22 protein-coding genes are annotated in these 25673 nt (G+C 73.5%); 19 read left to right on the top strand and 3 right to left on the bottom strand.

What is annotated here, in order from left to right:
• Positions 1–15: 15 nt before the first annotated feature.
• The 3 genes from FB474_RS11265 to FB474_RS11255 are packed head-to-tail and all read right to left on the bottom strand — an operon-like array spanning position 16 to position 4710.
• Positions 16–2412, bottom strand: coding sequence for a transglutaminase TgpA family protein (locus FB474_RS11265; protein WP_141788728.1), 2397 nt, complete (start codon positions 2410–2412; stop codon positions 16–18).
• Positions 2409–3668, bottom strand: coding sequence for a DUF58 domain-containing protein (locus FB474_RS11260; RefSeq protein ID WP_141788727.1), 1260 nt, complete (start codon positions 3666–3668; stop codon positions 2409–2411). Before FB474_RS11260 ends, FB474_RS11265 begins: the two co-directional genes overlap by 4 nt.
• A gap of 55 nt (positions 3669–3723) precedes the next feature.
• Positions 3724–4710, bottom strand: coding sequence for an AAA family ATPase (locus FB474_RS11255; RefSeq protein WP_141788726.1), 987 nt, complete (start codon positions 4708–4710; stop codon positions 3724–3726).
• Positions 4711–5073: 363 nt separating this feature from the next.
• Between FB474_RS11255 and mraZ the strand changes: the two genes are divergently transcribed.
• From mraZ to FB474_RS21420, 19 genes are all read left to right on the top strand, one after another.
• A complete protein-coding gene (gene mraZ, locus FB474_RS11250; protein WP_141788725.1) occupies positions 5074–5505 on the top strand; it encodes a division/cell wall cluster transcriptional repressor MraZ in 432 nt (143 codons plus the stop codon).
• A gap of 185 nt (positions 5506–5690) precedes the next feature.
• On the top strand, positions 5691–6671 hold the full coding sequence (gene rsmH, locus FB474_RS11245; protein ID WP_141788724.1) for a 16S rRNA (cytosine(1402)-N(4))-methyltransferase RsmH: 981 nt from the start codon (positions 5691–5693) through the stop codon (positions 6669–6671).
• Entirely contained in the window at positions 6668–7324 is a 657-nt protein-coding gene (gene ftsL, locus FB474_RS11240; protein WP_141788723.1) for a cell division protein FtsL, read from the top strand. The genes rsmH and ftsL overlap by 4 nt, the downstream gene beginning before the upstream one ends.
• Positions 7325–7694: 370 nt before the next feature.
• The gene (locus tag FB474_RS11235; RefSeq protein ID WP_141788722.1) at positions 7695–9413 is read left to right on the top strand and encodes a peptidoglycan D,D-transpeptidase FtsI family protein; all 1719 of its coding nucleotides are present in this window, start codon (positions 7695–7697) and stop codon (positions 9411–9413) included.
• A 12-nt stretch (positions 9414–9425) separates the two neighbouring features.
• Positions 9426–10997: a UDP-N-acetylmuramoyl-L-alanyl-D-glutamate--2,6-diaminopimelate ligase gene (locus FB474_RS11230; RefSeq protein WP_141789948.1), complete on the top strand. Its 1572-nt coding sequence runs from the start codon at positions 9426–9428 to the stop codon at positions 10995–10997.
• Positions 10994–12388 (top strand): UDP-N-acetylmuramoyl-tripeptide--D-alanyl-D-alanine ligase, encoded by a 1395-nt coding sequence (locus tag FB474_RS11225; RefSeq protein ID WP_141788721.1) that lies wholly within the window; start codon positions 10994–10996, stop codon positions 12386–12388. The genes FB474_RS11230 and FB474_RS11225 overlap by 4 nt, the downstream gene beginning before the upstream one ends.
• Positions 12385–13467, top strand: a complete 1083-nt coding sequence (mraY, locus tag FB474_RS11220; RefSeq protein ID WP_141788720.1) for a phospho-N-acetylmuramoyl-pentapeptide-transferase — start codon at positions 12385–12387, stop codon at positions 13465–13467. Before FB474_RS11225 ends, mraY begins: the two co-directional genes overlap by 4 nt.
• Positions 13464–14957, top strand: coding sequence for a UDP-N-acetylmuramoyl-L-alanine--D-glutamate ligase (murD, locus tag FB474_RS11215; RefSeq protein WP_141788719.1), 1494 nt, complete (start codon positions 13464–13466; stop codon positions 14955–14957). Before mraY ends, murD begins: the two co-directional genes overlap by 4 nt.
• Positions 14954–16222, top strand: a complete 1269-nt coding sequence (ftsW, locus tag FB474_RS11210) for a putative lipid II flippase FtsW (protein WP_141788718.1) — start codon at positions 14954–14956, stop codon at positions 16220–16222. Before murD ends, ftsW begins: the two co-directional genes overlap by 4 nt.
• Positions 16219–17328 (top strand): undecaprenyldiphospho-muramoylpentapeptide beta-N-acetylglucosaminyltransferase, encoded by a 1110-nt coding sequence (murG, locus tag FB474_RS11205; protein ID WP_141788717.1) that lies wholly within the window; start codon positions 16219–16221, stop codon positions 17326–17328. The genes ftsW and murG overlap by 4 nt, the downstream gene beginning before the upstream one ends.
• Positions 17329–17357: 29 nt before the next feature.
• Positions 17358–18770 carry a UDP-N-acetylmuramate--L-alanine ligase gene (murC, locus tag FB474_RS11200; RefSeq protein WP_246092141.1) on the top strand — a complete coding sequence of 471 codons (1413 nt, stop codon included), beginning with the start codon at positions 17358–17360 and terminating at the stop codon, positions 18768–18770.
• On the top strand, positions 18767–19573 hold the full coding sequence (locus tag FB474_RS11195) for a cell division protein FtsQ/DivIB (RefSeq protein WP_141788715.1): 807 nt from the start codon (positions 18767–18769) through the stop codon (positions 19571–19573). Before murC ends, FB474_RS11195 begins: the two co-directional genes overlap by 4 nt.
• Positions 19574–19791: 218 nt before the next feature.
• Positions 19792–21051 carry a cell division protein FtsZ gene (ftsZ, locus tag FB474_RS11190; RefSeq protein ID WP_141788714.1) on the top strand — a complete coding sequence of 420 codons (1260 nt, stop codon included), beginning with the start codon at positions 19792–19794 and terminating at the stop codon, positions 21049–21051.
• Between the two features lie 93 nt (positions 21052–21144).
• On the top strand, positions 21145–21897 hold the full coding sequence (gene pgeF, locus FB474_RS11185; protein WP_141788713.1) for a peptidoglycan editing factor PgeF: 753 nt from the start codon (positions 21145–21147) through the stop codon (positions 21895–21897).
• A complete protein-coding gene (locus tag FB474_RS11180) occupies positions 21890–22636 on the top strand; it encodes a YggS family pyridoxal phosphate-dependent enzyme (protein ID WP_141788712.1) in 747 nt (248 codons plus the stop codon). The genes pgeF and FB474_RS11180 overlap by 8 nt, the downstream gene beginning before the upstream one ends.
• A 51-nt stretch (positions 22637–22687) precedes the next feature.
• Entirely contained in the window at positions 22688–23176 is a 489-nt protein-coding gene (locus FB474_RS11175) for a cell division protein SepF (RefSeq protein ID WP_141788711.1), read from the top strand.
• Between the two features lie 53 nt (positions 23177–23229).
• Positions 23230–23511 (top strand): YggT family protein, encoded by a 282-nt coding sequence (locus FB474_RS11170; protein ID WP_141788710.1) that lies wholly within the window; start codon positions 23230–23232, stop codon positions 23509–23511.
• Between the two features lie 101 nt (positions 23512–23612).
• The gene (locus FB474_RS11165) at positions 23613–24767 is read left to right on the top strand and encodes a DivIVA domain-containing protein (RefSeq protein ID WP_141788709.1); all 1155 of its coding nucleotides are present in this window, start codon (positions 23613–23615) and stop codon (positions 24765–24767) included.
• A 202-nt stretch (positions 24768–24969) separates the two neighbouring features.
• Positions 24970–25662, top strand: a complete 693-nt coding sequence (locus FB474_RS21420; RefSeq protein WP_141788708.1) for a TraR/DksA family transcriptional regulator — start codon at positions 24970–24972, stop codon at positions 25660–25662.
• Positions 25663–25673 lie beyond the last annotated feature (11 nt).

The raw sequence follows: 25673 nt of genomic DNA, 5'->3' as shown, positions 1-25673 counted from the left end.
CCCGGTGCAGGCGTGTCAGCGCTGGGTCAGGCGCCGGACCAGTGCCGCCACCGCCCGGAACGGGCTGCCCAGGACCCGCGCTGCTCGCCGGCGCAGGCGACGCACCTCGGCCGTCCCGGCGGAGGGGATGACCACCGCGCGCAGCCGGAGCCAGAGCGGCCGGGTCGGCGCCACGGCCCGCAGGACGCGCTGGGCGTCCTGGCGCACGTCCACGACGTCAGCGCGGGGCGGGGCGTAGCGGGCCCGCTCCAGGGTGCCGAGGACCCGGCCGAGGGCCTGCTCGCCGTCGTGGTCGAGGTAGGCCTCGCGCACGTAGTGGTCATGCAGCTGGCGCGGGGTCCGGCTCGGCGGCGCGGGCATGCCCAGGTCGGCGAGCTGTTCGGTGAGCGCCACCCACTGCGCCTCGACCCGGCCGGCGCCGTCGGGAGCCGAGCGCAGCCGCCTCCGACGTGACCACAGCGCTCCTGCAGGGGCGGCGGCCGCGCCGACGAGCCCGAGGAGCACCGCGAGGAGCACCAGCGACCACCCGTGCGGCAGGTGGTCCACCCAGGAGGCGCGCGCGCCGCCGCCGGGCAGCGCCGTCTGCGGGGTGGCCACGTCGTTGGCGCGCTCGAGCAGGTCCTGCTTGCGCGTCGAGGAGCTGCTTCCGCTCGCGGTGTTGTCGGTGGGGCGTCCCTCGTCGGCGCTGGAGCCCGGCAGGACGGTGGCGTAGATGGGCGCGGCACCGCTGCGGGCGGCCGGCGTCGGCTCGAAGCGCAGCCAGCCGATCCCGTCGAGGTACAGCTCCGGCCAGGCGTGGGCGTCGGCGACCGCGACCGTCCAGAGGCCGCGGTCGACGTGGCCCGGCAGGAAGCCGACCGCGATCCGCGCGGGGATGCCCTGCGCGCGCGCCATCATGATCATCGCGGTGGAGAACTGCACGCAGTAGCCCTGGCGCGTGACCAGGAAGTGCGACAGCGGGTCGAGCGGCAGCACGCGGCCGGACTGGTCGGTGACCGGCGGGGCCAGCGTCAGGGAGTAGGTGAACCCGCCGTTGCTGCGCAGGAACTCCTGGATGGCCAGGGCCTTGTCGTAGGCGTTGGTGCGTCCCTTGGTGACCGCGTCGGCGAGGGCGCGCACCCGGGCGGCCGAGCGGCTGTCGACCTGCAGGTCGCGGGGGTCGACGACCCGGTTCGTGGTGGCACCGGGCACCCCCACGCGCAGCATGCTGTCGGTGGGCTCGACGTCCCAGTAGGACAGGTCGTAGCCGGAGACCTGGTCGGCGACGAGCAGCGACTGGGTGCGGTTGTCGAGGCCCCAACGGGTCCCGCCGAGGTCCGCCCCGGCCAGAGGGTAGGGCGCCGCCAGGTTCGGGGGCTCGAGCAGGTTGCCCAGCACGCTGACCGTCTCGCGTCGCTTGGGCACGGCCGGGTCGAGCCCGGTCGGCGTCGGCACCGACGGGTCCGCGCTCGTGGCGGTCCGGTCGACACTGCGCCGCGGCGGCAGCCAGCTGCCGTTCACGTAGGTCGAGCTGACCGTCACCCGCAGTGGCGGTGGCGCGCTCGCGGTGGTCCGGTAGGTCAGGACGGGCCGGGTGCTGCGGTCGGCCAGGTCGCGGGCCAGGTCCAGGCTCTGGCTGAAGCCGACGCTGCCACCGCTGCCGCTGCTGTCGTCGTTGCGGCCCAGTCCCGACAGCAGGAACCGGGTGGGCAGGTGGGGGAGGGCCAGCGGCACCAGGAGGGCAGCGGCGATCGCCACCACGCCGAGCGACCTTCCGAGCGTCGCGGTGCCCGCCGCTCCGGTGTCGCCCACGGACGACGCCGAGCTGACCGGCGTCAGGGGCGTGGCAGTGGTGGTGCTCCACCGGCGCACCAGCCCGGTGCCCTGGCGGCCGACCATCACGAGCCACACGACGGCCAGGGCGATGAAGAACGCCGGGTGCAGGGAGGACCCGCTGTTGGCGGAGGAGCCGAGGAAGGCGGCCAGGAGCGGCAGGCCGGCCATCGCCGCGGACCGGCGGGTGACCGCGAGGTAGTCCACGACCACGGCGACCACCCCGGCGACCAGCCCGACGAGCAGGGACAGGCCACGTGTGGTCGGTGCGGGTGCGGTGAAGCTCTCGATCGTCCCGCGCGCGTCGACGAGCAGGCTGTTGAACGCCGTCACGGTCTCGATGCCGGGCAGTCCGTGCCACAGGTGCCCGCGGCCGTAGAGCCAGCCCGCCACGACCGCCGCTACGACGGCCTGCGCCAGGGCCACCTGCCAGCCGCGCAGCCGGGCCGAGCGGGCGGCGACGCCGACCAGGGCGACCACGAGGACCATGGCGACGGCTCCGCGGACCCACTCGCCGGAGTCCAGCAGCGTGGTCACCGGCCAGATGGCGGTGATGGTGGCCAGGGCGGCGAGGGCGGCCTCGCCCGGTCGCGCGCTCACCCACCCACCCCGATCCGGCTCGAGCCGGTCGACACCGCGGCCCAGGCCCGGGCGATCGACTCCCCGGAGCGCACCACCCGGGTGCCCCACCCGGCGGCCCGGGCGACCTCGGCGAGGTCCTCGGCACGGCTGTCTCCGGTGCTGCCCCCGTGGGCGAAGCTGGCGGAGTCGAGCAGCAGCAGCAGTGCCACACCGCCCGGCTGGCGCAGGGTCAGCAGCTGGCGCAGCAGCTCCTCGTCGTGGTCGGTGGCGACCGCCACGACCAGGCCCCCGGCCGCGGTCAGGGGGTGGGCCGCGTGCAGCACGTCGTCGAGGGTCGGGCCGGGGTCCGTGCCGGCCAGGGCAAGCGCCTCGAGGGCGGAGTCCACGTCGATGATCTCGGCGGAGCGACCTTCGGTGACCGACTCGTGACTGACCAGGTGCACGGCATACCCGTGGTTGGCCAGGTGCACCGCGACGGAGGCGACCGCGCTGACCGCCCACTCGAATGAGCCGGAGGCCCCGGAGCCGCGGTGGCCCGCGGCGCGCGAGTCCAGCACGAGCACGGCCCGGCGCCGGGCGGGCCGGTCCTCCTGGCGGACCATGAGCTCGCCCTGATGGGCGGTGGCCGGCCAGTGGATGCGACGCAGGTCGTCGCCATCGCGGTACTCGCGGATCGCCACGTCGTCCTCGCCGTGCAGCGCCACCATGTGCGGGATGACGCCCTCGGCGCCGATCCCCTCGCCGCCGGCGCGGCCACTGGTCAGCTCCTCGACGCGGGGGAGCACGAGCACCTCGCTGGTCGAGCTCAGGGCCACCGCCCGCGCGGACAGCCCGAACGGGTCCCGGATGCGCAGGGTCAGCGGCCCCAGGCGGTGCCGTCCGCGCAGGTGCGACCGGATCGCGTAGCTGACCACGCGGCGCTCGCCCGGAGCCATGCGCGGCAGCACGAAGCGGGGCCGGTCGCCCAGGGTGTAGTCGACGCGCTCCTCGGCCATGAGGATCGGCGAGCGTCGCGCGCCGGTGTTGCCGAACTCGACCTCGACGGTGGCCACCTCGTCCACGGCCAGCCGCGCGGGCCGGACCCGACGGTCCACGCTCAGCTCCGGCAGGGCGCGGCGGCTGGTCAGCGACGCCAGCACGGTCAGGGCGACCAGCAGCACCCCGATCCGGGTCAGGTCGCCCAGGCCGAGCCCGAGACCGGTGACCACGAGCGTCAGCCCGGCCGCGACGAAGGCCCGGCCCCTGGTCGTGAGCACGTCCTTGAACCGGGTCATCGGGGTCGCCTCGGGCTCGTCATCGGGCTGGGTGCGCGTCGTGCTGCCGTGCCGGTCACCGACCGGCTGCGGGGACGGGGACCCGGCGGACGATCTCGTGCAGCACGTCGGCGGGGGTGCGCCGCGCGAGCTGGGTCTCGCCGGTGAGCAGGAGCCGGTGCGCGAGCACGGGCACCAGCAGGGCCTGCACGTCGTCGGGCAGCACGTGGTCGCGCCCGGCAAGGGCGGCGTGCGCCCGAGCGCTGCGCAGCAGGTGCAGCGACGCGCGCGGCGAGGCGCCGAGGCGCAGGGCCGGGGTGCTGCGGGTCGCGGTGATGAGGTCGACGACGTACTGCTTCACCGCCGGGCTGGTCCACAGGGTGCGGACCGTCTCGATGAGCTTGGCCACCGTCTCGCCGTCCGTGACGGGCACGAGGTCGTCCAGCGGCGAGGTGTCGCCGTGGGACTCCAGCATGGCCACCTCGGCCGCGGGGGAGGGGTAGCCCATGGAGATGCGCGCCATGAACCGGTCGCGCTGGGCCTCCGGCAGCGGGTAGGTGCCCTCCATCTCGATGGGGTTCTGCGTGGCCATGACGATGAACGGCTTGTGCAGCTCGTAGGTCTGGCCGTCGACGGTGACCTGGCCCTCCTCCATGCACTCCAGCATCGCCGACTGGGTCTTGGGCGAGGCGCGGTTGATCTCGTCGCCGACCACCACGTTGGCGAAGATCGCGCCCGGGCGGAACTCGAAGTCGCGCAGGTCCTGGTTGAAGACGCTCACGCCGGTGATGTCGCTGGGCAGCAGGTCCGGGGTGAACTGGATCCGGCGCACCGAGCAGTCGATCGAGCGGGCCAGCGCCTTGGCCAGCATCGTCTTGCCGACGCCGGGCACGTCCTCGATGAGCAGGTGCCCGCCGGCCAGCAGCACGGTGATCGCGGTCGTCACGACGTCAGGCTTGCCCTCGATGACCGACTGCATGGCAGTGCTGATCCGCCCGGCCACGTCTCCGACCAGCTCGAGGCTGTCGTTGCCACCCGCCTGGGTCCCCGACTCCACGTCCATGTCCTGATCTTGCACGAAACCGCCGCCGGCGGCGCTGCTCCCGCTCAAAGTTCATTCCCCCTTCGGTCCGGGGCGATCCTGCCCCCACTTCCCTCCACGTCCCCCACCACTGACGCGGTTCGATGCCGATTCGTCATGTTCCCCGTGCGTGGCCCGCACGGCGCGCCGCGAGCCGCCCGGCGACGGAGGGCCGGGGCGGCCGATTTTCCTCCACCGCGCCCCACCCCGGCTGACCTGCGCAAACCCGGCAGAAGTCGAGCCGCGTGTTGTGTCAAAACGGCTTGCGGTGGAGGAGAGTGGGGTAAAGTGGGGCGACAAGGAGAGCAGTGGTCACCGCGACAGCCGCAGGGGGGAGGAGCCGCCGTGTTCCTCGGCACGCACACCCCCCGGCTGGACGACAAGGGCCGGCTGTTCCTCCCCGCCAAATTCCGGGACCGCCTCGCCGGCGGCCTGGTGGTCACCCGCGGGCAGGAGCGCTGCCTCTACGTCTTCCCCATGGACGAGTTCGTCCGCGTGGCCGAGTCGATCCGGCAGGCGCCCGTCACCAGCAAGGCCGCCCGCGACTACGCGCGCGTCTTCCTCTCCGGCGCCTCCGACGAGATCCCCGACAAGCAGGGCCGGGTCACCATCCCCGCGACCCTGCGCGAGTACGCCGGCCTGAGCCGGGACTGCACCGTCATCGGCGCCGGCTCCCGCGTCGAGGTCTGGGACAGCACCGCATGGGCCACCTACCTCGAGGGCACCGAGCAGGCGTTCGCCGAGCAGGCCGAGGAGGTGATCCCCGGACTCCTCTGACCCATCGAAGGGCCGACCGCCACCGGCCCTGCTGCCAGGTCTCCACCCGCTTCGCGTCCCGGGACACCTTCCCCGGCCCCGGGCCGCACCCCTTGGAGCGGTTGGAGACCTGACTGCAGGACCACCCACCTGGGCCTTGACCCCGAGCCAGCCACCCGTCATACCAAGAGAAGGAAGCCCCACCCATGAACGCACGAGGGACCGCCGAGCAGCGGCACGTCCCCGTCCTGCGTGACCGCATCCTGGACCTGCTCGCGCCCGCGCTGGCCGAGCCGGGCTCGGTCTACGTGGACGGCACCCTCGGCATGGGCGGGCACGCCGAGGCGGTGCTCCAGCGCTGCCCCAACGCGCGGGTGGTCGGCATCGACCGCGACACCGAGGCGCTGGAGCTGGCGGGGGAGCGGTTGGCCGCGTTCGGCGACCGGTTCACCCCGGTGCACGCCGTCTACGACGAGGTCGCCGACGTCCTCGACGACCTGGACCTGCCGCAGGTGCAGGCGGTGCTCTTCGACTTCGGGGTGTCCTCGCTGCAGCTCGACGAGGCCGACCGCGGCTTCGCCTACGCCCAGGACGCGCCGCTGGACATGCGCATGGACCAGACCCGGGGCATCACCGCCGCGGAGGTCCTCAACACCTACGACGCGGCCGACCTCGAGCGCATCCTCAAGGAGTACGGCGAGGAGCGCTTCGCCCGCCGGATCGCGGGTGCCATCGTCCGCGAGCGCGCCAAGGAGCCGTTCACCACCTCCGCGCGCCTCGTCGAGCTGCTGCGCGCCGCGGTGCCCGCGGCCTCGCAGAAGAGCGGCGGCCACCCGGGCAAGCGCACCTTCCAGGCGCTGCGCATCGAGGTCAACCAGGAGCTGGAGGCCATCGGGACGGCGCTGCCCGCCGCGATCGACGCCCTCGCCTTGGGCGGCCGGATCGCGGTGCTGTCCTACCACTCGCTGGAGGACCGGCTGACCAAGCGGGTCCTCGCCGCCGGGGCACGCAGCAGCACCCCGGCCGGCCTGCCGGTGGAGCTGCCCGAGCACGCGGCCTACCTGCGACTGCTCACCCGCGGCGCCGAGGAACCCGGCGCCGCCGAGATCGAAGCCAACCCCCGCGCAGCCTCGGCCCGGCTCCGGGCCGCCGAACGCACCCGGGCCACGAAGGGACACACCGCATGAGCCAGATGACTGCCGCGGCCGCTCGGGTCGGGGTCCGCGCCCCACGCCGCCAGCCCACCCTGCCCAGCCTCCGGGTGGTCAGCGGCGCCGAGACGAAGAAGCCGGGCGCCGGCTTCGCCGTCCTGTGCATGCTGCTGCTCAGCGCCGGCCTGCTCGGCCTGCTGCTGCTCAACACCACCCTGGCCCAGGGCGCCTTCGCGCTGCACGACCTGCAGGCCACCTCCGGTGAGCTCAGCGACACCCAGGACGCGCTGACCCAGCAGATCGAGACCGCCTCCTCGCCCCAGCACCTGGCCCGCGAGGCCGTGTCGATGGGCATGGTGCCCTCACAGTCTGCGGCGTTCCTGCGGCTCTCGGACGGTGCCGTGTTCGGCGTGGCGAAGCCGGCGAAGGCGCAGCCCGGCTTTACCGTGATCGGGCAGGTCGTGGTGCCTCCGGCCGTCGCTTCGGCGGCCCCGGTGCCCGCTGCCTCCGCCACGCCGCCCGCCCAGCCGGCGAGCACCACGGCGGTGACCACGAAGAACGGCGTGACGACCACGGTGGTCACGACGGTCAACAGCGACGGAAGCACGACCACGACGACGACGCGGACGACCACCGGCAAGGGGGCGTCCGGCCAGGGCGGCAACGCCAACGCGACGAGCACGAGGTGAGCACGTGAGCCCGAGCCGTGACGGGGGCCGGGGAGGTCCCGCAGCCCGGGGCGGCCCCGGGGCGCCCCGCGCCTCGCGCGGCGCCGGCTCACCGGGCTCGCCGCGGGCACCCCGGACCGGCACCGACCGGGCGGCGCGGCCCCCCGCCGGTGGCTCGGGTCGTCCGCCAGCGGACCGCGTCGACCGGCCGACGGGCAAGCCGCGGCCCACCCCGCAGCGCCAGGGCACCGCGTCCGGGGCCGGGGGAGCAGGGGTGCCGCGACGCCCGCGGCAGGGGCCGCCCAGTGGTTCCGGGCCACGCCCGCCGCGACGGCCGGCCAAGCCGGTCCGGCTCGGCGTCGCGCATCCGCACCGTCGGGTGCGTTTCGTCATGCTCGCGGTGCTTTTCGTCTTCAGCATCTTCGGCGCCCAGCTGGTCAAGATCCAGGCGCTGGACGCCAAGAAGATGGCCACGGCGGCGCTGGGCAGCCGGCTCTACACCGTCACCGTGCCTGCGATGCGCGGCGACATCACCGACACCAACGGCGTGGTGCTGGCCACCAGCATCGAGCGCCGCAACGTCACTGCCGACCAGACCGCGGTCCCGGAGTACCAGAAGACGGTCAACGGGCACCTGACCAAGGTCGGCGTGGCCGGCGCGGCGCAGGACCTGGCCCCCCTCACCGGCAAGTCGGTCGAGGCGCTCACGACGATCCTCACCGGCAGCCGCCGCTTCACCTACGTGGCCAAGGGCCTGTCCCCGCTGACCTGGCGCCGGATCAACGAGCTGGGCATCCCCGGCATCTACAGCGAGCCCACCAGCCAGCGCACCTACCCGACCTCGACCGCGGCCGCGTCGCTGGTCGGCTTCGTCGGGGGTGACGGCACCGCCGGCGGCGGCCTGGAGCTGCTGATGAACCGCCAGCTGAGCGGCAAGCCGGGCACCCAGACCTACGAGCGTGCCCGCGACGGCCGGATGATCCCCACGGGGGAGCAGTCGATCACCCCAGCCGTGCCCGGCCACACGGTGCAGATGACGATCAACAGCGACCTGCAGTGGTTCGCCCAGAACGCCATCGCGCAGAAGGTGCAGCAGACCAAGGCGCTGGCGGGCACCGTGATCGTCGAGAACGTCCACACCGGTGAGCTGCTGGCCGTCGCCAGCTACCCGACGTTCGACCCCAACGACATCGCCAAGGCCAAGGGCAACCTCGACAACCGGGCCTTCGACGAGGTCTACGAGCCCGGCTCGACCGGCAAGGTGATGACCTTCGCCTCCGTCCTCCAGGAGGGCGTGGCCAACCCGGAGACCCCGGTGACGGTGCCCGGCACCCTGCCCCGCGCCGGCACGACGTTCCACGACTCCCACGCCCACGGCATCGAGCACCTGACGGCCGCCGGCGTCCTGGCCCAGTCCAGCAACATCGGCACCATCGAGCTCGGCGAGAAGGTGCCCGCGGCCACGCTGCACAGCTACTTCACCAAGTTCGGCGTCGGCCAGACGTCGGGCATCGGCTTCCCCGGTGAGAGCCCCGGCCTGCTGACGCCCGTCAAGGACTGGAGCGGCTCCCAGCGCTACACCGTGATGTTCGGCCAGGGCCTGTCGGTCAACGCCATCCAGGCCGCCGGCGTCTTCCAGACGATCGCCAACGGCGGGGTCCGCATGCCGCCGACGCTGATCAAGGGCGTCCGGGCCCCGGACGGGACGATGACGCCCACCCCGGCCCCCAAGCCGGTGCAGGTGGTGTCCGCGGCGGTGGCGACACAGGTGCGCGAGATGCTCGAGGGCGTCGTCAGCAGCGAGGGCACCGCGCCGGAGGCCCGCGTCGAGGGCTACCGCGTCGCCGGCAAGACCGGCACCGCCGACCGCTACGACCCCGCCGTCGGGGGCTACCGCGGCAAGACCGCGTCGTTCATCGGATTCGCCCCGGCGGACAAGCCCGAGCTCGTCGTCGCCGTGACGCTGCAGCGCCCGGTCAACGGCTACTTCGGTGGTGTCGTGGCCGGCCCGGTGTTCTCGCAGGTCATGACCTACGCGCTGCAGGCCTACAAGATCGCCCCGACCGGGACGACTCCGCCCACCATCAAGCTCCGGACCGACGGGCAGTAACGTCTCCCCGTGGTGAGTGTGGCCCCCCGACCCCAGTTCCCCCGCGCAACGAGCCTGACCGAGGTCGCTGCGTGCGCGGGTGCGCCGGCGACGCCCGGTGCCGCCGACGTGGAGGTCACCGGGGTCACGCACGACTCCCGGGCCGTCCGCGCCGGTGACCTGTATGCCGCGCTGCCGGGTGCCAACGTCCACGGCGCCGCCTTCGCGGCCGGCGCCGTCGACCTCGGCGCCCGCGCGGTCCTGACCGACGAGGCCGGCGCGGCGCTGGTCGCGGCCTCGGAGGTCACCGGGCGGGTGCCGGTCCTCGTCGCGGCCGACCCCCGCGCCGTGCTGGGGCACGTGGCCGACCTCGTCCACGGCCACCCCAGCCGCTCGCTGACGATGCTGGGAGTGACGGGGACCAACGGCAAGACGACCACGGCATACCTGCTCGACTCCGCACTGCGCGCCCTGGGCCGCACCACCGGCCTCATCGGCACCGTCGAGACCCGGCTGGGCGACGAGCGCGTCAAGTCGGTGCGCACCACACCGGAGTCCAGCGACCTGCACGCGCTGCTCGCGGTGATGGTCGAGCGCGGCGTCGACACCTGCACGATGGAGGTGTCCAGCCACGCGCTGACCCTGCACCGGGTCGACGGGGTCGTCTACGACGTCGCGGCGTTCACGAACCTGTCGCAGGACCACCTCGACTTCCACGGCACGATGGAGGAGTACTTCCTCGCCAAGGCCTCGCTGTTCACCCCCGAGCGGTCCCGGCGCGGCGTGGTCTGCGTCGACGACGCCTGGGGCGCGCGCCTGGCCCGCGAGGCGACCGTTCCCGTGCTCACCGTGGGCTCCGATGCCGCCGCCGGCGCCGACTTCACCCTGGAGCCGGTCGAGGGTGACGACGCCGCGTTCACGCTGCGCTCGGCCGACGTCGTCCTCCACCTGCGCTCGGCCCTGCCCGGCGACTTCAACCGGGTCAACACCGCCGTCGCCGCGGTCGTCCTGCTCTCGAGCGGGCTGGACGCCGGCACCGTGGAGAAGGCCCTGGCCGCCGACCCGCACGTGCCCGGCCGGATGGAGCGGGTCGTGCCCGAGAGCGCCGACCCGACCACCCTGCCGCTGGCGGTCGTGGACTTCGCCCACACCCCCGACGCCGTGGCCGCGGCACTGAAGTCGTTGCGCCACAACACCTCCGGTCGCCTCGTCGTCGTGCTCGGCGCCGGCGGCGACCGTGACCGTGCCAAGCGGGCACCGATGGGCGAGGCCGCCGCGGACCAGGCCGACGTGGTCGTGGTCACCGACGACAACCCCCGCTCGGAGGACCCCGCCACGATCCGCGCCGCGGTGCTCGAGGGTGCCCGCGACCGGGCTGCCCGTCCCGGCGGCGCCACCGACGTGGTGGAGGTGGCCGGCCGTGCCGATGCCATCCGCCGCGCGGTCAGCCACGCCACCAGCCCCGACGACACCGTGGTCGTCGTGGGCAAGGGCCACGAGACCGGCCAGGAAGTGGCCGGGGTGGTCCACCCGTTCGACGACCGCGAGGAGCTGCGCGCAGCCTTGATGACCGACCAGGCACCCCACGGCACGGTGGTCCCGTGATCCCGCTCCGGCTCACCGACATCGCCCGGGTCACCGGCGGCGTCCACCACGGCGAGGACGTCCTCGTCGACGGCCCCGTGGTGACCGACTCCCGCGAGGCCGCCACCGGCAGCCTCTACGTCGCCCGCGTCGGCGAGGCCGCCGACGGGCACGCCTTCACCGGTGGCGCCCGGGACCGCGGCGCCGTCGCCGCGCTCACCACCCGTCCGGTCGACGAGCTGCCCTGCGTCGTCGTCCCCGACATCCAGGACGGCTTCGCGGCCCTCGCGCGGCACCTCATCGACGCCAGCCCCGAGCTGACCGTCATCGGCATCACCGGCTCGTCGGGCAAGACGAGCACCAAGGACCTGATCGCCGCGGTGCTCTCCCGGCGCGGCGAGACGGTGGCGACCGAGGCCTCGTTCAACGGCGAGGTCGGTGTGCCCCTGACGATCTGCCGGATCACCCCGACCACCCGCACCCTCGTGCTGGAGATGGGCGCGCGCGGGATCGGCCACATCGCCTACCTCACGCAGGTCGCCCCGCCGCGCATCGGCGTCGTGCTCAACGTCGGCACGGCGCACGTGGGCGAGTTCGGCTCGCGCGAGGCCATCGGCCGGGCCAAGTCCGAGCTCGTGCGCGAGCTGCCGGCCGACGGGGTCGCCGTGCTCAACGCCGACGACCCGGTGGTCGCGGCGATGGCGGAGGTGACACCCGCCCGCGTGGTCCGCTTCGGCTCCGCGCCCGCGGCCGACGTGCGCGCCGAGGACGTCGTCCTCGACGACGCCGGCCGGGCGGCCTTCACGCTGGTCACCGCGCAGGGTCGCGTCCCCGTCCAGCTCGGCCTGTACGGCGAGCACCACGTGTCCAACGCCCTCGCCGCCGCCGCAGTGGCCCTCGAGACCGGTATGCCGCTCGCGGACGTCGCCGAGGCCCTCACCGCGGCCCGGCCGGCCAGCCGGCACCGCATGGAGGTCCACGAGCTCGCCGACGGCGTGACGCTGGTCAACGATGCCTACAACGCCAACCCCGACTCGATGCGCGCCGCCCTCAAGGCCCTGGTCGCCATGGGCCGGGGCCGGCGGACCTGGGCGGTGCTGGGGGAGATGCTCGAGCTCGGCGAGGAGTCCACCGTCGAGCACGACGCCGTCGGCCGGCTGGCCGTGCGGCTCAACGTCTCGCGCCTCGTCGTCGTCGGCGAGGGCGCCCGGGCCATGGACAGCGGCGCGCGCCAGGAGGGCTCGTGGGGCCAGGAGTCCACCTGGGTCCCCGACGCCGACGCGGCGTACGCCCTGCTGCAGCGCGAGCTGGAGCCCGGCGACGTCGTGCTGCTCAAGTCCAGCAACGCGGCTGGGCTACGGTGGCTCGGCGACCGGCTCGTCGGGGGCACTGACTCGGAGGTTTCATCGTGAAGGCCGTACTCCTGGCCGCCGCCATCTCCTTGGTGGTCGCCCTGCTCGGCACCCCGATGTTCATCAAGTTCCTGGTCCGGCAGGGCTACGGGCAGTTCATCCGTGACGACGGGCCGACCTCCCACCACACCAAGCGCGGCACGCCCACGATGGGCGGCGCGGTCATCATCGGCGCGTCGCTGTCGGCGTACTTCGTCTCGCACCTGCTCACCCTGACGCCGCTGACGATGAGCGGGCTGCTCGTGCTCTTCCTCATGGGCGGCCTGGGGCTGGTGGGCTTCCTCGACGACTACATCAAGATCTCCAAGCAGCGCAGCCTCGGCCTGCGCTCGGGGGAGAAGCTGGCCGGCCAGACGCTGGTCGCGGTCGTCTTCGCGGTGCTCGCGCTGCAGTTCCCCAACAGCCACTTCCGCACGCCGGCCGCACCGTTCGTCTCGTTCGTGCGGGACACCCCGGTCAACTTCGCCTTCGCCGGCACGCTGCTCGGGCTGATCCTGTTCGTCATCTGGGCCAACCTGATGATCGCGGGCACCAGCAACGGCGTGAACCTCACGGACGGCCTCGACGGCCTGGCCACGGGCACCAGCGTGATGGTCTTCGGCGCCTACGTGCTCATCGGCATCTGGCAGTTCAACCAGAACTGCCAGACCAACCCCGGCACCAAGTGCTACGAGGTCCGCGACGCCCACGACCTCGCGCTCGTCGCGGCCTGCGTCATGGGCGCCTGCTTCGGCTTCCTGTGGTGGAACGCCTCGCCCGCCAAGATCTTCATGGGAGACACCGGCTCGCTCGCGCTCGGTGGCGCGCTGGCCGGCCTGGCGATCACCACCCGCACCGAGCTGCTCGTGGTCATCCTCGGCGGCCTGTTCGTCATCATCACCCTGTCCGTCATCATCCAGGTCGGCTCGTTCAAGCTCACCGGCAAACGGGTCTTCCGGATGGCGCCACTGCAGCACCACTTCGAGCTGGTCGGGTGGAACGAGGTCACGATCGTGATCCGCTTCTGGATCATCGCGGGCCTGTTCGTCGCGCTGGGGCTGGGCATCTTCTACGCCGAGTGGGTGGCAGGCGCGGCATGACCGAACCGCTGGACACCTACGAGCCGCGGCCGGGCCTGACCCACCGCGACGCCGACTGGTCCGGCCTGCGGGTCCTCGTGGTCGGGCTCGGCGTCAGCGGCTTCGCCGCCGCGGACGCCCTGCTGGAGCGCGGCGCGGTCGTCGACGCGACGAGCCCCGACGTCAGCGAGGCCATCACCGAGCGGGCCCGGATCCTGGACATCCTCGGCGCCCGGGTGCACCTGGGCGAGGACACCGTGGCAGTCCCGCCGGAGGGCACCGAGCTCGTCGTCACCTCGCCCGGGGTGCGCCCGGACAACCCGCTGCTCGTGGCGGCGGCCGCGGCCGGCATACCGGTGTGGGGCGAGGTCGAGCTGGCCTGGCGGATGCGCGCCCGGACCGGCGCGGCGCCGTGGCTGACGGTCACCGGGACCAACGGCAAGACCACCACGGTCAACATGCTCGCCTCCATCCTCACCGCCGCGGGGCTGCGCACCACCAGCGCGGGCAACGTCGGCACGCCGATCCTGGAGGCCGTGCTCCACCCCGAGCCGTACGACGTCATCGCCGTCGAGCTGTCCAGCTTCCAGCTGCACTGGTCGCGGTCGGTCTCCGCGGTCGCCTCGGCCTGCCTGAACGTCGCCCCCGACCACCTCGACTGGCACGGCTCGCTGGAGGAGTACCAGCGCGCCAAGGGGCGCATCTACGAGAACACCCAGGTCGCCTGCGTCTACAACGTGCAGGACCCGGTGACCGAGCAGCTGGTCATGGACGCCGACGTGGTCGAGGGCTGCCGCGCCGTCGGCTTCACCCTCGGCGTCCCGGCGCTGTCGATGGTGGGCCTGGTCGACGACGTGCTGGCCGACCGGGCCTTCGTCGAGCAGCGCCAGACCTCCGCCGCGGAGCTGTGCACCCTCGCCGACCTGCAGGGCGAGGCGCCGTCGGTCGCGCCGCACTACGTCGCCAACGCCCTCGCAGCCGCCACGCTGGCCCGGGCCTACGGCGTCGGGCCGGTCGCCGTGCGCGACGGCCTGCGTGCCTTCCGCCCCGACGCCCACCGCATCGCCGACGTCGCGATCGTCGACGGGGTGCGCTTCGTCGACGACTCCAAGGCCACCAACCCTCATGCCGCCGCCGCCTCGCTGCTGGCCTTCGAGCACGTGGTCTGGGTCGCCGGCGGGCAGCTCAAGGGGGCCGACGTCGACGAGCTCGTCGCCACGGCGAAGGACCGGCTGCGCGGGGTGGTGCTGATCGGCGCCGACCGGGCGCGCATCGCTGACGCCCTGGCGCGACACGCGCCCGACGTCCCCGTGGTCGACCTCGAGAGCACGGACACTGGCGTCATGGACACGGTGGTGCAGCAGGCGGTCGCCCTGGCGCAGCCGGGGGACGTGGTGCTCCTGGCTCCCGCCGGCGCGTCCCTGGACATGTTCACGAGCTACGGCGCGCGCGGCGACGCGTTCGCCGACGCGGTGCGTCGCCACGCCGGCGGAGGGCCCGAGGCGCCGTGAGCGCGACGACGCCCCCGGCGCGCCCGGCCCCGCGGACCGCGGCACCGGCGTCCCTCGGGCGCCTGGGCTCGCTCGCGGAGCGGCTGGAGTCCCCGGTCACCACCTACTACCTGCTGGTCGGCGCCACCGCCCTGCTCGTCGTCATCGGGCTGGTCATGGTGCTGTCCGCCTCCAGCGTCACCTCCTACAAGGAGACGCACTCCTCCTACACGGTCTTCCTCAACCAGCTGCGCTTCGCCGTCATCGGTGTGGTCGGCGCGGTCCTCGCGAGCCGCCAGCCGGTGCGCCGCTGGCGCCGCGCCGCGCCGTTCCTGCTCATCGGCGCGACCCTCCTGCAGGCCACCGTGTTCAGTCCGCTGGGCGTCTCCGTGCTGGGCAACCGCAACTGGATCCGCATCGGGGGCATGCAGCTGCAGCCCTCGGAGTTCGCCAAGATCGCGCTGATCCTCTTCGGTGCCACCGTGCTGAGCTCCAAGCGGCGCCGGCTGGGCGAGTTCAAGCACGCCGTGGTGCCGCTCGTGTTTCCCGCGTCGTTCGTGCTCATCGGACTCGTCCTCGCCGGGCACGACCTCGGCACCGGCATGGTGCTGCTGGCCATCGTCGCCGGCATGCTCTTCGCCGCCGGGGTGCCGGCGCGCATGTTCGCCCTCGCCGGCGGCGGTGCCGCCCTGCTGACCCTGGTCATGGTCGTGACCAGCGCCAACCGGATGCGACGCATCAGCTCGTGGATCGGTGGGGGCTGCACCGACCCCAACGGCGCCTGCTGGCAGACCATCCACGGCCAGTACGCCCTGGCCGACGGCGGGTGGTGGGGCGTCGGGCTCGGCGCCAGCCGGGAGAAGTGGCAGTGGCTGCCCGAGGCCCACAACGACTTCATCTTCGCGATCATCGGCGAGGAGCTCGGCCTGCCCGGCACCCTCGTCGTCATCGGCCTGTTCGCCGTCATCGCGGTGGCCTGCTACCGCCTCGTGCTGCGCAGCGACGACTTCTTCACCCGCGTCGCCACCGCCGGGGTCATGGTGTGGATCCTCGGCCAGGCCGTCATCAACATCGGCGCCGTGATCGGCCTGCTGCCGGTCATCGGCGTCCCGCTCCCTCTCGTCTCCAGCGGCGGCTCCGCCCTGGTGACGACCCTGTTCGCCCTCGGCATGCTGGTCTCGTTCGCCCGCAACGAGCCCGGTTGCCGTGAGGCCCTCGCGGCGCGCCCCGGAGTGGTGCGTCGCTCGCTCGCCGTCGTCCCCCTCGGTCGGAGATCCCGTTCATGAACCACCCTCACGCCCTGTCCTCCGTGCTGCTCGCGGGGGGCGGGACGGCTGGTCACGTCTCACCCCTGCTCGCCCTCGCGGACTGCCTGCGCCGCCGCAACCCCGACCTGGAGGTCACCGCCCTCGGCACCGACACCGGGCTCGAGTCCTCCCTGGTGCCGGCCCGCGGATACCCGCTCAAGACCATCCCCAAGGTGGCCTTCCCCCGCAAGCCCTCCGGTGACGCGCTGCGCCTGCCCGGCGCCCTGCGCGCGGCGGTGGCCCTGGCCGGCCGCGCCATCGACGACGTCGAGGCCGACGTGGTCGTCGGCTTCGGCGGCTACGTCTCCACCCCGGCCTACCTCGCCGCCCGCAAGCGGGGCATCCCGGTGGTGATCCACGAGCAGAACGCCCGTCCCGGCCTGGCCAACCGGCTCGGGGCGCGGATGACCCCCTGGGTCGCGACGACCTTCCGCTCCACCGTGCTGCCGCACGCGAAGGCGATCGGCATGCCGCTGCGCCGCGAGATCACCCACCTCGACCGCACCGCCCTGCGGGCCGAGGCGCTGGCCACCCTGGGCCTGGAGGACCACCGCCCCACGCTGCTGGTCACCGGCGGCTCGCTGGGCGCCCAGCGGCTCAACAGCGCCTTCGAGCAGCGGGTCGAGGCGCTGCGTGACGCGGGCGTGCAGGTGCTGCACGTCACCGGCCGCGGCAAGGAGTTCGACCCGGTGCCCAGGGGCGAGGGCCCGCGCTACGTCGTGCTGCCGTATGCCGAGCGGATGGACCTCGCCTACGCCGCCGCCGACCTCGTCGTCACCCGCGCCGGGGCGGGCATGGTGTGCGAGCTGACGGCCGTCGGCCTGCCGGCCGTCTACGTCCCGCTGCCCATCGGCAACGGCGAGCAGCGGGTCAACGCCGCCGACGTCCTCGCCGCCGGCGGAGGAATGCTCGTCGACGACGCGTCGGTCAGCCCCGAGTGGATCGACTCCGACCTGATCCCGCTGGTCACCGACGCCGACCGGCTCGCCGCGATGGCCACCGCCGCGGCCACCGTGGGGGAGCGGGACGCCGACGAGCGCCTGGCCGACATGGTCGTGGCCGCGGTGGAAGGCCCCGGCCAGTGAGGAACAGCCGCTTCGACTTCACTGACCCCGTGCCGGCCGCGGCAGAACTCGGCCGGGTCCACTTCATCGCCATCGGCGGGGCGGGCATGTCCGGCGTGGCCCGGGTCATGCTGGCCCAGGGGGTCACGGTCAGTGGCTCCGACGCGCGCGAGTCCCTGGTGCTGACGGCGCTGGCGACCGAGGGGGCCGACGTCCACGTCGGCCACGACGCCGCCCACCTCGAGGGCGTCGACACCGTGGTCATCTCCTCGGCCATCCGCGAGGACAACCCCGAGCTGAAGGCCGCCCGCGAGGGCGGGCTGCGGGTGCTGCACCGGTCCCAGGCGCTGGCCTCGGTGATGCAGGGCCGCCGTCGGGTCGCGGTGGCGGGGGCCAACGGCAAGACCACCACCACCTCGATGCTCACCGTCGCGCTGCAGCACTGCGGGGTCGACCCGTCGTTCGCGGTCGGCGGCGAGCTCGCCAAGCACGGCACCAACGCCCACCACGGCACCGGTGACGTGTTCGTGGCCGAGGCCGACGAGAGCGACGGCTCCTTCCTCGTCTACCGCCCCGAGGTCGCCGTCGTCACCAACGTCCAGCCCGACCACCTCGACTTCTACGGCACCTTCGAGGCGGTGCAGGAGGCGTATGCGCGGTTCGCCGCCAGCATCGAGCCCGGTGGCCTGCTGGTCACGTGCGCCGACGACGAGGGCGCGCGCAAGCTGGCCGACGCCGCGCGGACCGGCGGCGTGCGGGTGCTGACCTACGGGGTCGCCGACGATGCCGACCTGCGCCTGTCGGACCTCGCCGGTGAGGGCATGGCCTCCAGCGCCCGGCTGCAGCTGCGCGGCGAGGACACCGCCCGCACCCTGCAGATCGGCATCCCCGGCCGGCACAACCTGCTCAACGCCGCCGCTGCCTGGCTAGCGGCCACCGAGGGCCTGGGCCAGGACCCCGACCTGGTGCTGGAGGGCCTGGCCGGCTTCACCGGCACCCGGCGCCGCTTCGAGCCCAAGGGGGAGGCCGGGGGAGTGCGGGTCGTCGACGACTACGCCCACAACCCCGGCAAGGTGGCGGCCGTGGTCGAGACCGCCCGAGGCCTGGCCGCACCCGGCCGGCTGGTCGTGGTCTTCCAGCCGCACCTGTACTCCCGCACCCGGGACTTCGCGCAGCAGCTGGCCGACGCGCTGGGCCCGGCCGACGTGGTGCTCGTGATGGACGTCTACGCGGCCCGTGAGGACCCGGTGCCCGGGGTGTCCGGCGCCCTGGTGGCCGACCAGGTCACCGGTGCCGACGCCCGGTTCGTGCCGTCCTGGTCGGCGGTCGCGCCGGCCGTCGCCGAGCTGGTGCGACCCGGCGACCTGGTGCTGACCGTGGGGGCCGGTGACGTGACGATGGTGGGGCCGGAGGTCCTGCGGCTGCTCGGCGAGCGCCCGCAGGTGCCGGCGGCCGGCGCGTGAACGCGCGGCGCGGCAGCTCCACCGTGGGGGGCCGCCGCGCCCAGTGGGTCACCCGTGGCCGGCCCGGCGGGGGTGGCCGCAGCACCGGGGTCGCCTCCTCGCGGGCGCGGTTCGCGGCCCGCGCGGCGGGCGTCCGCCGGCGCCCGTGGCTGCTCGCCGCGTGGAGCCTGGGGATCGTGGCCCTGCTGGCCGGCCTGGCCTGGCTGGTGTGGTTCAGCCCGGTCCTCGCCGCCCGCACGGTCCGCGTCCAGGGTGTCCCCGCCGCCGCCGTGGCGGACATCACCGCCCGGGCGCAGGTGCCGATCGGCCAGCCGCTGGCTCGCGTGGACACCCGGGCCATCGCCCGCCGGGTGATCGCCTCGGCGACCCTGGCCGAGGTCACCGTGAGCCGCTCCTGGCCCTCGACGGTCGTCATCACGGCCTCGCCCCGGGTGCCCGTCCTCGCCGTGAAGAACCCTCAAGGTCAGGTACAGGTTGTGGATGCCGAGGGCATCGCCTACGCCACCGTGCCGGCCGCGCCCAGGGGCGTCCCGCAGATCCGCACCGACGTGACGCCGCCGAGCCGGGAGGCGTTGCGTGCCGGGATCTCCGTGCTGCAGGCCCTGACCCCGGCGCAGCGTCGTCAGGTCACCGACGTGCGCGTCACCGGGGCCAGCTCGGTCAGCCTCACGCTCGGTGCCCGGACGGTGGTCTGGGGCGGGGCCTCTGACCCTGAGCTGAAGGTCAAGGTCCTCTCGGTCCTGTTGCGCCAGAAGGCCTCGCTCATCGACGTCAGTACGCCCGGCACGCCGGTGATCCGCTAGGGCGATTTGGGCCAACCGGGCCACGCTGGGCGACACGCCGCCGTTAGGGTTGGCATCGGCGCGAGCAGGCAATAGCGTCAGCCCACGGCAGGGTTGACATAACTATCACCCTCAAGTGGACGTTGAACGTTAGTTCGGGGTTTCCGGGGGATGCCAACGTGGCCGCCAGCAGCAACCCACAGCACCCAGCAGTACTCGCTCAGGAGAGGCCCACCGACGTGGCAGCACCGCAGAACTACTTGGCCGTTATCAAGGTCGTCGGCATCGGCGGGGGCGGTGTCAACGCGATCAACCGGATGATCGAGGTCGGCCTCAAGGGCGTCGAGTTCATCGCGATCAACACCGACGCGCAGGCCCTGCTGATGAGTGATGCCGACGTCAAGCTCGACGTGGGCCGGGAGCTGACCCGAGGTCTGGGCGCCGGCGCGGACCCGGAGGTCGGCCGCAAGGCTGCCGAGGACCACGCCGAGGAGATCGAGGAGGTCCTCAAGGGGGCCGACATGGTCTTCGTGACGGCGGGTGAGGGCGGCGGCACCGGCACCGGTGGCGCCCCCGTGGTCGCCAAGATCGCCAAGGGCCTTGGCGCGCTGACGATCGGCGTGGTCACCCGTCCGTTCACCTTCGAGGGCCGTCGCCGCGCCAACCAGGCCGAGTCCGGCATCGCGAGCCTGCGCGAGGAGGTCGACACCCTCATCGTCATCCCCAACGACCGGCTGCTCTCGATCAGCGACCGCGCGGTGAGCATGCTCGACGCCTTCCGCAGCGCCGACCAGGTCCTGCTCTCCGGTGTCCAGGGCATCACCGACCTGATCACCACCCCGGGTCTGATCAACCTCGACTTCGCCGACGTCAAGTCGGTCATGCAGGGCGCCGGCTCGGCGCTCATGGGCATCGGCTCGGCCCGGGGCGACGACCGCGCGGTCCAGGCCGCCGAGCTGGCGATCTCCTCGCCGCTGCTCGAGGCCAGCATCGACGGCGCCCACGGCGTGCTGCTGTCCATCCAGGGCGGCTCCGACCTCGGCCTCTTCGAGATCAACGAGGCCGCCCGCCTGGTGCAGGAGGCCGCGCACCCCGAGGCCAACATCATCTTCGGTGCCGTCATCGACGACGCCCTCGGTGACGAGGTGCGGGTCACGGTCATCGCCGCGGGCTTCGACGGCGGTGGCCCGATCCGCCGCACCGACGACCGCGCGCTCGGCCAGATCGCCGGCTCCACCCAGCGCCAGTCCCCGCCCGTCGCGCCGCGCCCGGCCCAGCCCCCCGTGCAGCAGCAGCCGGTCCAGCCCCCGGTGCCGCAGACGCCGCGTCCGGAGCCGACGGCCGTGCCGCAGCCGGCCCCGGTCCAGCCCGAGCGGGTCGAGCCGCGCGTGGAGCGCCCCGAGCCCGTGCGCACCGAGCAGGAGCAGCCGGCCCGGCCGCCGCGCACCGTCACCTTCGACGACAGCGACGACCTCGACGTGCCGGACTTCCTGAAGTAGCAGTCGGACCCGTGAAGGGCGGTCACCCGCAGGGTGGCCGCCCTTCGCCGTGCCCGGGTCCGGTGCGGGCACGCGCTGTCGTAGGTTGGGCGCGTGTTCCTCTGGAGTCAGCGCCTCGAGCCCTCGGCGGACCGGTCCGGCGTCCACTGGGGCTTCACCAGCCGCCACGGCGGCGTCAGTGCCGCACCGTGGGACGGCCTCAACCTCGGCGGTCACGTCGGCGACGAGCCGGTCGCGGTCGAGGCCAACCGGGTCCGGGTCGCCGAGGCGGTCGCGGTGCCCCGCGACCACCTGCTGTTCATGAACCAGGTGCACGGGGACCAGGTCGTCGTCGTCGACGGGCCGTGGTCGGGTGCCGTGCCCGACGCGGACGCGGTGGTGACCACCCGCACCGACGTCGCCCTGGCCGTCCTCGTCGCCGACTGCACGCCGGTGCTGCTGCTGGACCGTGAGGCGGGCGTGGCCGGCGCGGTGCACGCCGGCCGCCCGGGCATGGTGGCCGGCGTCGTCGGCCGCGCGGTCACCACGATGCGCGAGCTCGGGGCCCGCAGGATCGAGGCGGCGGTCGGGCCCTCGGTCTGCGGCCGTTGCTACGAGGTGCCGGCCGCCATGCGCGCGGACGCGGCCCGCGTGGCCCCGGTGAGCGCCACCGTGTCCTGGACCGGCACCCCCGCCATCGACGTCGCCGCCGGGGTGGTCACCCAGCTGCGCGGGCTCGACGTCACCGTGCACTGGGTGCCCGGCTGCACCCGCGAGTCCGCCGACCTGTACTCCTACCGCCGCGACAAGGTCACCGGCCGCTTCGCCGGCGTCGTGCGGCTGCTGCCCGGGACCGGGCGTGGCTGAGGCCGCTGCCCCCACCGGGCGCCGCGAGCAGCTCGCCGCCGCCCTCGCCGCCGTGCAGGAACGGATCGAGCGCGCCTGTACCGCGGCCGGTCGCCGCCGCGAGGACGTGCACCTCGTCGTGGTCACCAAGTTCTTCCCGGCCTCCGACGTCGCGCTGCTCGCCGGGCTGGGGGTCACCGACGTGGGGGAGAGCCGCGACCAGGAGGCTGCGGCCAAGGTCGCCGAGCTGCGCTGCGCTGCGGCCGGCGACGAGGGCCCCGACGGGGCCATCGTGCCGCGGGTGCACTTCGTGGGCCGGCTGCAGAGCCGCAAGGCCGGGTCGATCGCGCGCTACGCCGACGTGGTGCACTCGGTGGACCGCGCGAAGGTGGCACACGCGCTGGACCGCGGGGCGCAGGCGGCCGGCCGCACGCTGGACGTGCTGGTCCAGGTCAGCCTCGACGCCGACCCCGACCGGGGTGGGGTTCCGGTCGGGCAGGCCGGAGAGCTCGCCGACGTCGTCGCCGGGATGGGGCACCTGCGGCTGCGCGGCGTCATGGCCGTGGCCCCGCTCGGGGCCGAACCCGACCGCGCCTTCGCCGACCTCGCGACCGTCGCGGCCGGCATACGGGAGCGCCACCCCGGGGCGACCTGGGTGTCGGCGGGGATGAGCGGGGACCTCGAGGCGGCCATCGCCCACGGGGCGACACACCTGCGTGTCGGAAGCGCAATCCTCGGTTCGCGGCCTGCTCACCGGTAGCGTCGGGTCGAACGAACGACCGGCGCGAAGCCGCATGACCTAGGAGCTCACATGGCAGGGGCGCTGCGCAAGACGATGGTCTACCTCGGCCTGGCCGAGGAGGACGAGCGCTACGACGGCTACGAGGAGTACGACTCCTACGACGAGCCGTCGCACCCCGAGCCGGCCGCGCACCGCGAGGAGCGCGGCGCCGTCACCCCCCTGCCCCAGCGCACGCCGGTCGCCCGGGTCGTGCGGGACGTCGAGGTCGGACCCTTGAACCGCATCACCACGATCCACCCCCGGACCTACAACGAGGCCAAGACCATCGGGGAGAGCTTCCGCGACGGCACGCCGGTGATCATGAACCTCACCGACATGGACGACTCCGACGCCAAGCGCCTCGTCGACTTCGCCGCGGGACTGGTCTTCGGGCTCCACGGGTCCATCGAGCGGGTCACGAGCAAGGTGTTCCTTCTCTCACCTGCGCACGTCGAGGTGGCGGCCGAGGAGTCCGAGGCGCCCCGTGGCGCGGCCCGTGGGTTCTTCAACCAGAGCTGACGCCGCGGTGTCCCCGAGCGGGGTGCCACAGCCCATGAGGCCACACTGAGACCATGATCCTGGACGCGTTCCTGAGCCTGCTCCGCCTGCTCGTCTACCTGTTCTTCATTGCCTTGATCATCAGGCTGATCCTGGACTGGATCCAGGTCCTCGCCCGCGAGTGGCGACCCACCGGTGTCGTGCTCGTCCTGGCCGAGGCCGTCTACACCGTGACCGACCCGCCACTGAAGGCGTTGCGGCGCGTCATCCCCCCGCTCTCGCTGGGGTCGGTGCGCCTCGACCTGGCCTTCCTCGTGCTCATGCTGGCGGTCTCGGTCACTTTGAACATCCTTTAAGGTGAACAAGAACTTGCCCCGACCAGCACCAAAGCGGCTTGCGCACCTGACCGGTTCGCTACCGTGGGTGCCGCCCCCGTCCCGCCAACCGAGGTGACCACATGGCGCTATCGCCCGAGGATGTCCTCAACAAGAACTTCACTGCCACGCAGTTCCGCCGCGGCTACGACGAGCGCGAGGTGGACGACTTCCTGGACGAGGTCGTCTCCGAGCTGCGTCGTCTGACCACGGAGAACGACGACCTGCGCGCCCAGCTGGCCGAGTGCCAGAAGGGTCGCGGCGCGGGCGTCGCGGCGACGGCGGTGCAGCCGGCGGTCAAGGCCGAGCCCAAGGTCGCGGCGAAGGACGGCAAGAGCGAGGCCACCGAGCAGGCCCTGCGCGAGGCGCGTGAGCAGCTCACCCGCCTGCAGTCCGAGGCGGAGAAGGCCCAGCGCGAGTCCGCCGAGCAGGTGGCCCGCACCAAGGCCGAGGCCGACAAGGCCCGCGCCGAGGCCGACCGGGCCCGCGCCGAGCTCCAGGCCGTGCGCGACGACGCCGACAAGTCCAAGGGGGCTGCGGACACCTCGCGCGCCGAGGTCGACCGCCTGCGCTTCGAGGCCGAGAAGGCCCGCACCGACGCCGAGCGGCTCAAGGCCGAGGCCGAGCGGGCTCGTGCCGACGCCGAGCGCATCCAGGCCGAGTCCAACGAGCGCCTGCGCTCCGCTGCGGCCGCCAAGAGCAGCAACGACGCCCCGGTGGCTGCCGCTGCCGCGCTGGGTGGCGCGGCCGGTGGTGGCGGCGCCGCCGGCGTCATCGCCCTGGCCCAGAAGGTCCACGACGAGCACGTCGCCGAGGGCCAGGCCACGCGCGACCGGCTCATCTCCGAGGGACAGAAGCACCGTGACAAGGTGGTCGGCGAGGCCGAGGCCCGCCACCACGAGCTGGTCACCAGCGGCCAGGCCAAGTACGACGAGCTGCTCGCCAGCGGCCAGGCGCGCCACAACGCGCTCATCGCCGAGGCGACCACGCGTCACGAGCAGATGATCACGGAGGCGCGCGAGCGCTCGACCGGGATGATCGCCGAGGCCCAGCAGAAGAAGCAGGTCATCCTCGAGGAGCTCAGCCGCGAGCGCGACCTGCTCCAGCGCAAGATCGAGGAGCTGCGGTCGTTCGAGCGCGACTACCGCTCGCGCCTGAAGTCCTACCTCGAGGGCCAGCTGCGCGACCTCGACAAGACCGGCGTCGAGGGCGTCAAGGAAGGCCAGCGCCAGGGCTGAGCCCGGCGCCGACGGGGCACCAGGAGGGCGTCCACCCGTTCCGACGGGTGGACGCCTTCGGCCGTGTCCGCCCGGGTGTGGGAGAAACGGGCGAAAGATACAGCGTTTCTCCGTTGAGAAGGCAGGGTGCGAGGCCTATCCTCACGGCACCTGTCATCGCCCGGGGCATCCGGGCGTGCCCAAGACCCCGAGGGGGCCGAGCATGGCTGTGAAGAAGGCGGCACCGGCAAAGAAGGCGACAGCCACGAAGAAGGCCGTCGCGAGCAGCCGGGCAAAGGCCGCCAACGGCGCCTCGACGACGGGTGCCGGCGGGGCCAAGAAGGCCGCGGCGAAGAAGACGCCGGCGGCGGCCAAGACCGCCGCCAAGACCACCGCGTCCGGCTCGACCACTCCCACGACCCCGACGCGGGCGGCGGCGAAGAAGACGACGGCGGCCAGGACGCCGGCGCCCACCGCCAAGCGCACCACCGCCAGCCGGGCCAAGAAGGCCTCCGCGCCGGCCAGCGCCCTCGCGGTGCGCGCCGAGGAGGAGCCCTGGACCCCCGCCGAGCTCGACGCGGTCCGCGCCGAGCTCGAGGAGGACGTGAGCCGCCTGCGCGCCGAGATCAGCGCCGCCGAGATCGACCTCGTCGGCTTGATGCGTGACGCCGGGGACGGGTCGGGCGACGACCAGGCCGACGCCGGGGCCAAGACCTACGAGCGCGAGCAGGAGATCTCGGTCGCCAACAACACCCGCGAGATGCTCGACCAGAGCGAGCACGCCCTCGAGCGGATCGCCGACGGCAGCTACGGGATCTGCGAGTCCTGCGGCAACCCGATCGGCAAACTTCGCCTTCAGGCCTTCCCTCGTGCGACCCTATGCGTGACATGCAAGCAGAAGCAGGAGCGCCGCTAATCAGTCCGCCG

The sequence above is a fragment of the Oryzihumus leptocrescens genome (assembly GCF_006716205.1).
Taxonomy (GTDB): domain Bacteria; phylum Actinomycetota; class Actinomycetes; order Actinomycetales; family Dermatophilaceae; genus Oryzihumus; species Oryzihumus leptocrescens.
The sequence above is the reverse complement of the archived record's forward strand: the minus strand, read 5'-3'. Positions and strand labels throughout refer to the sequence as shown.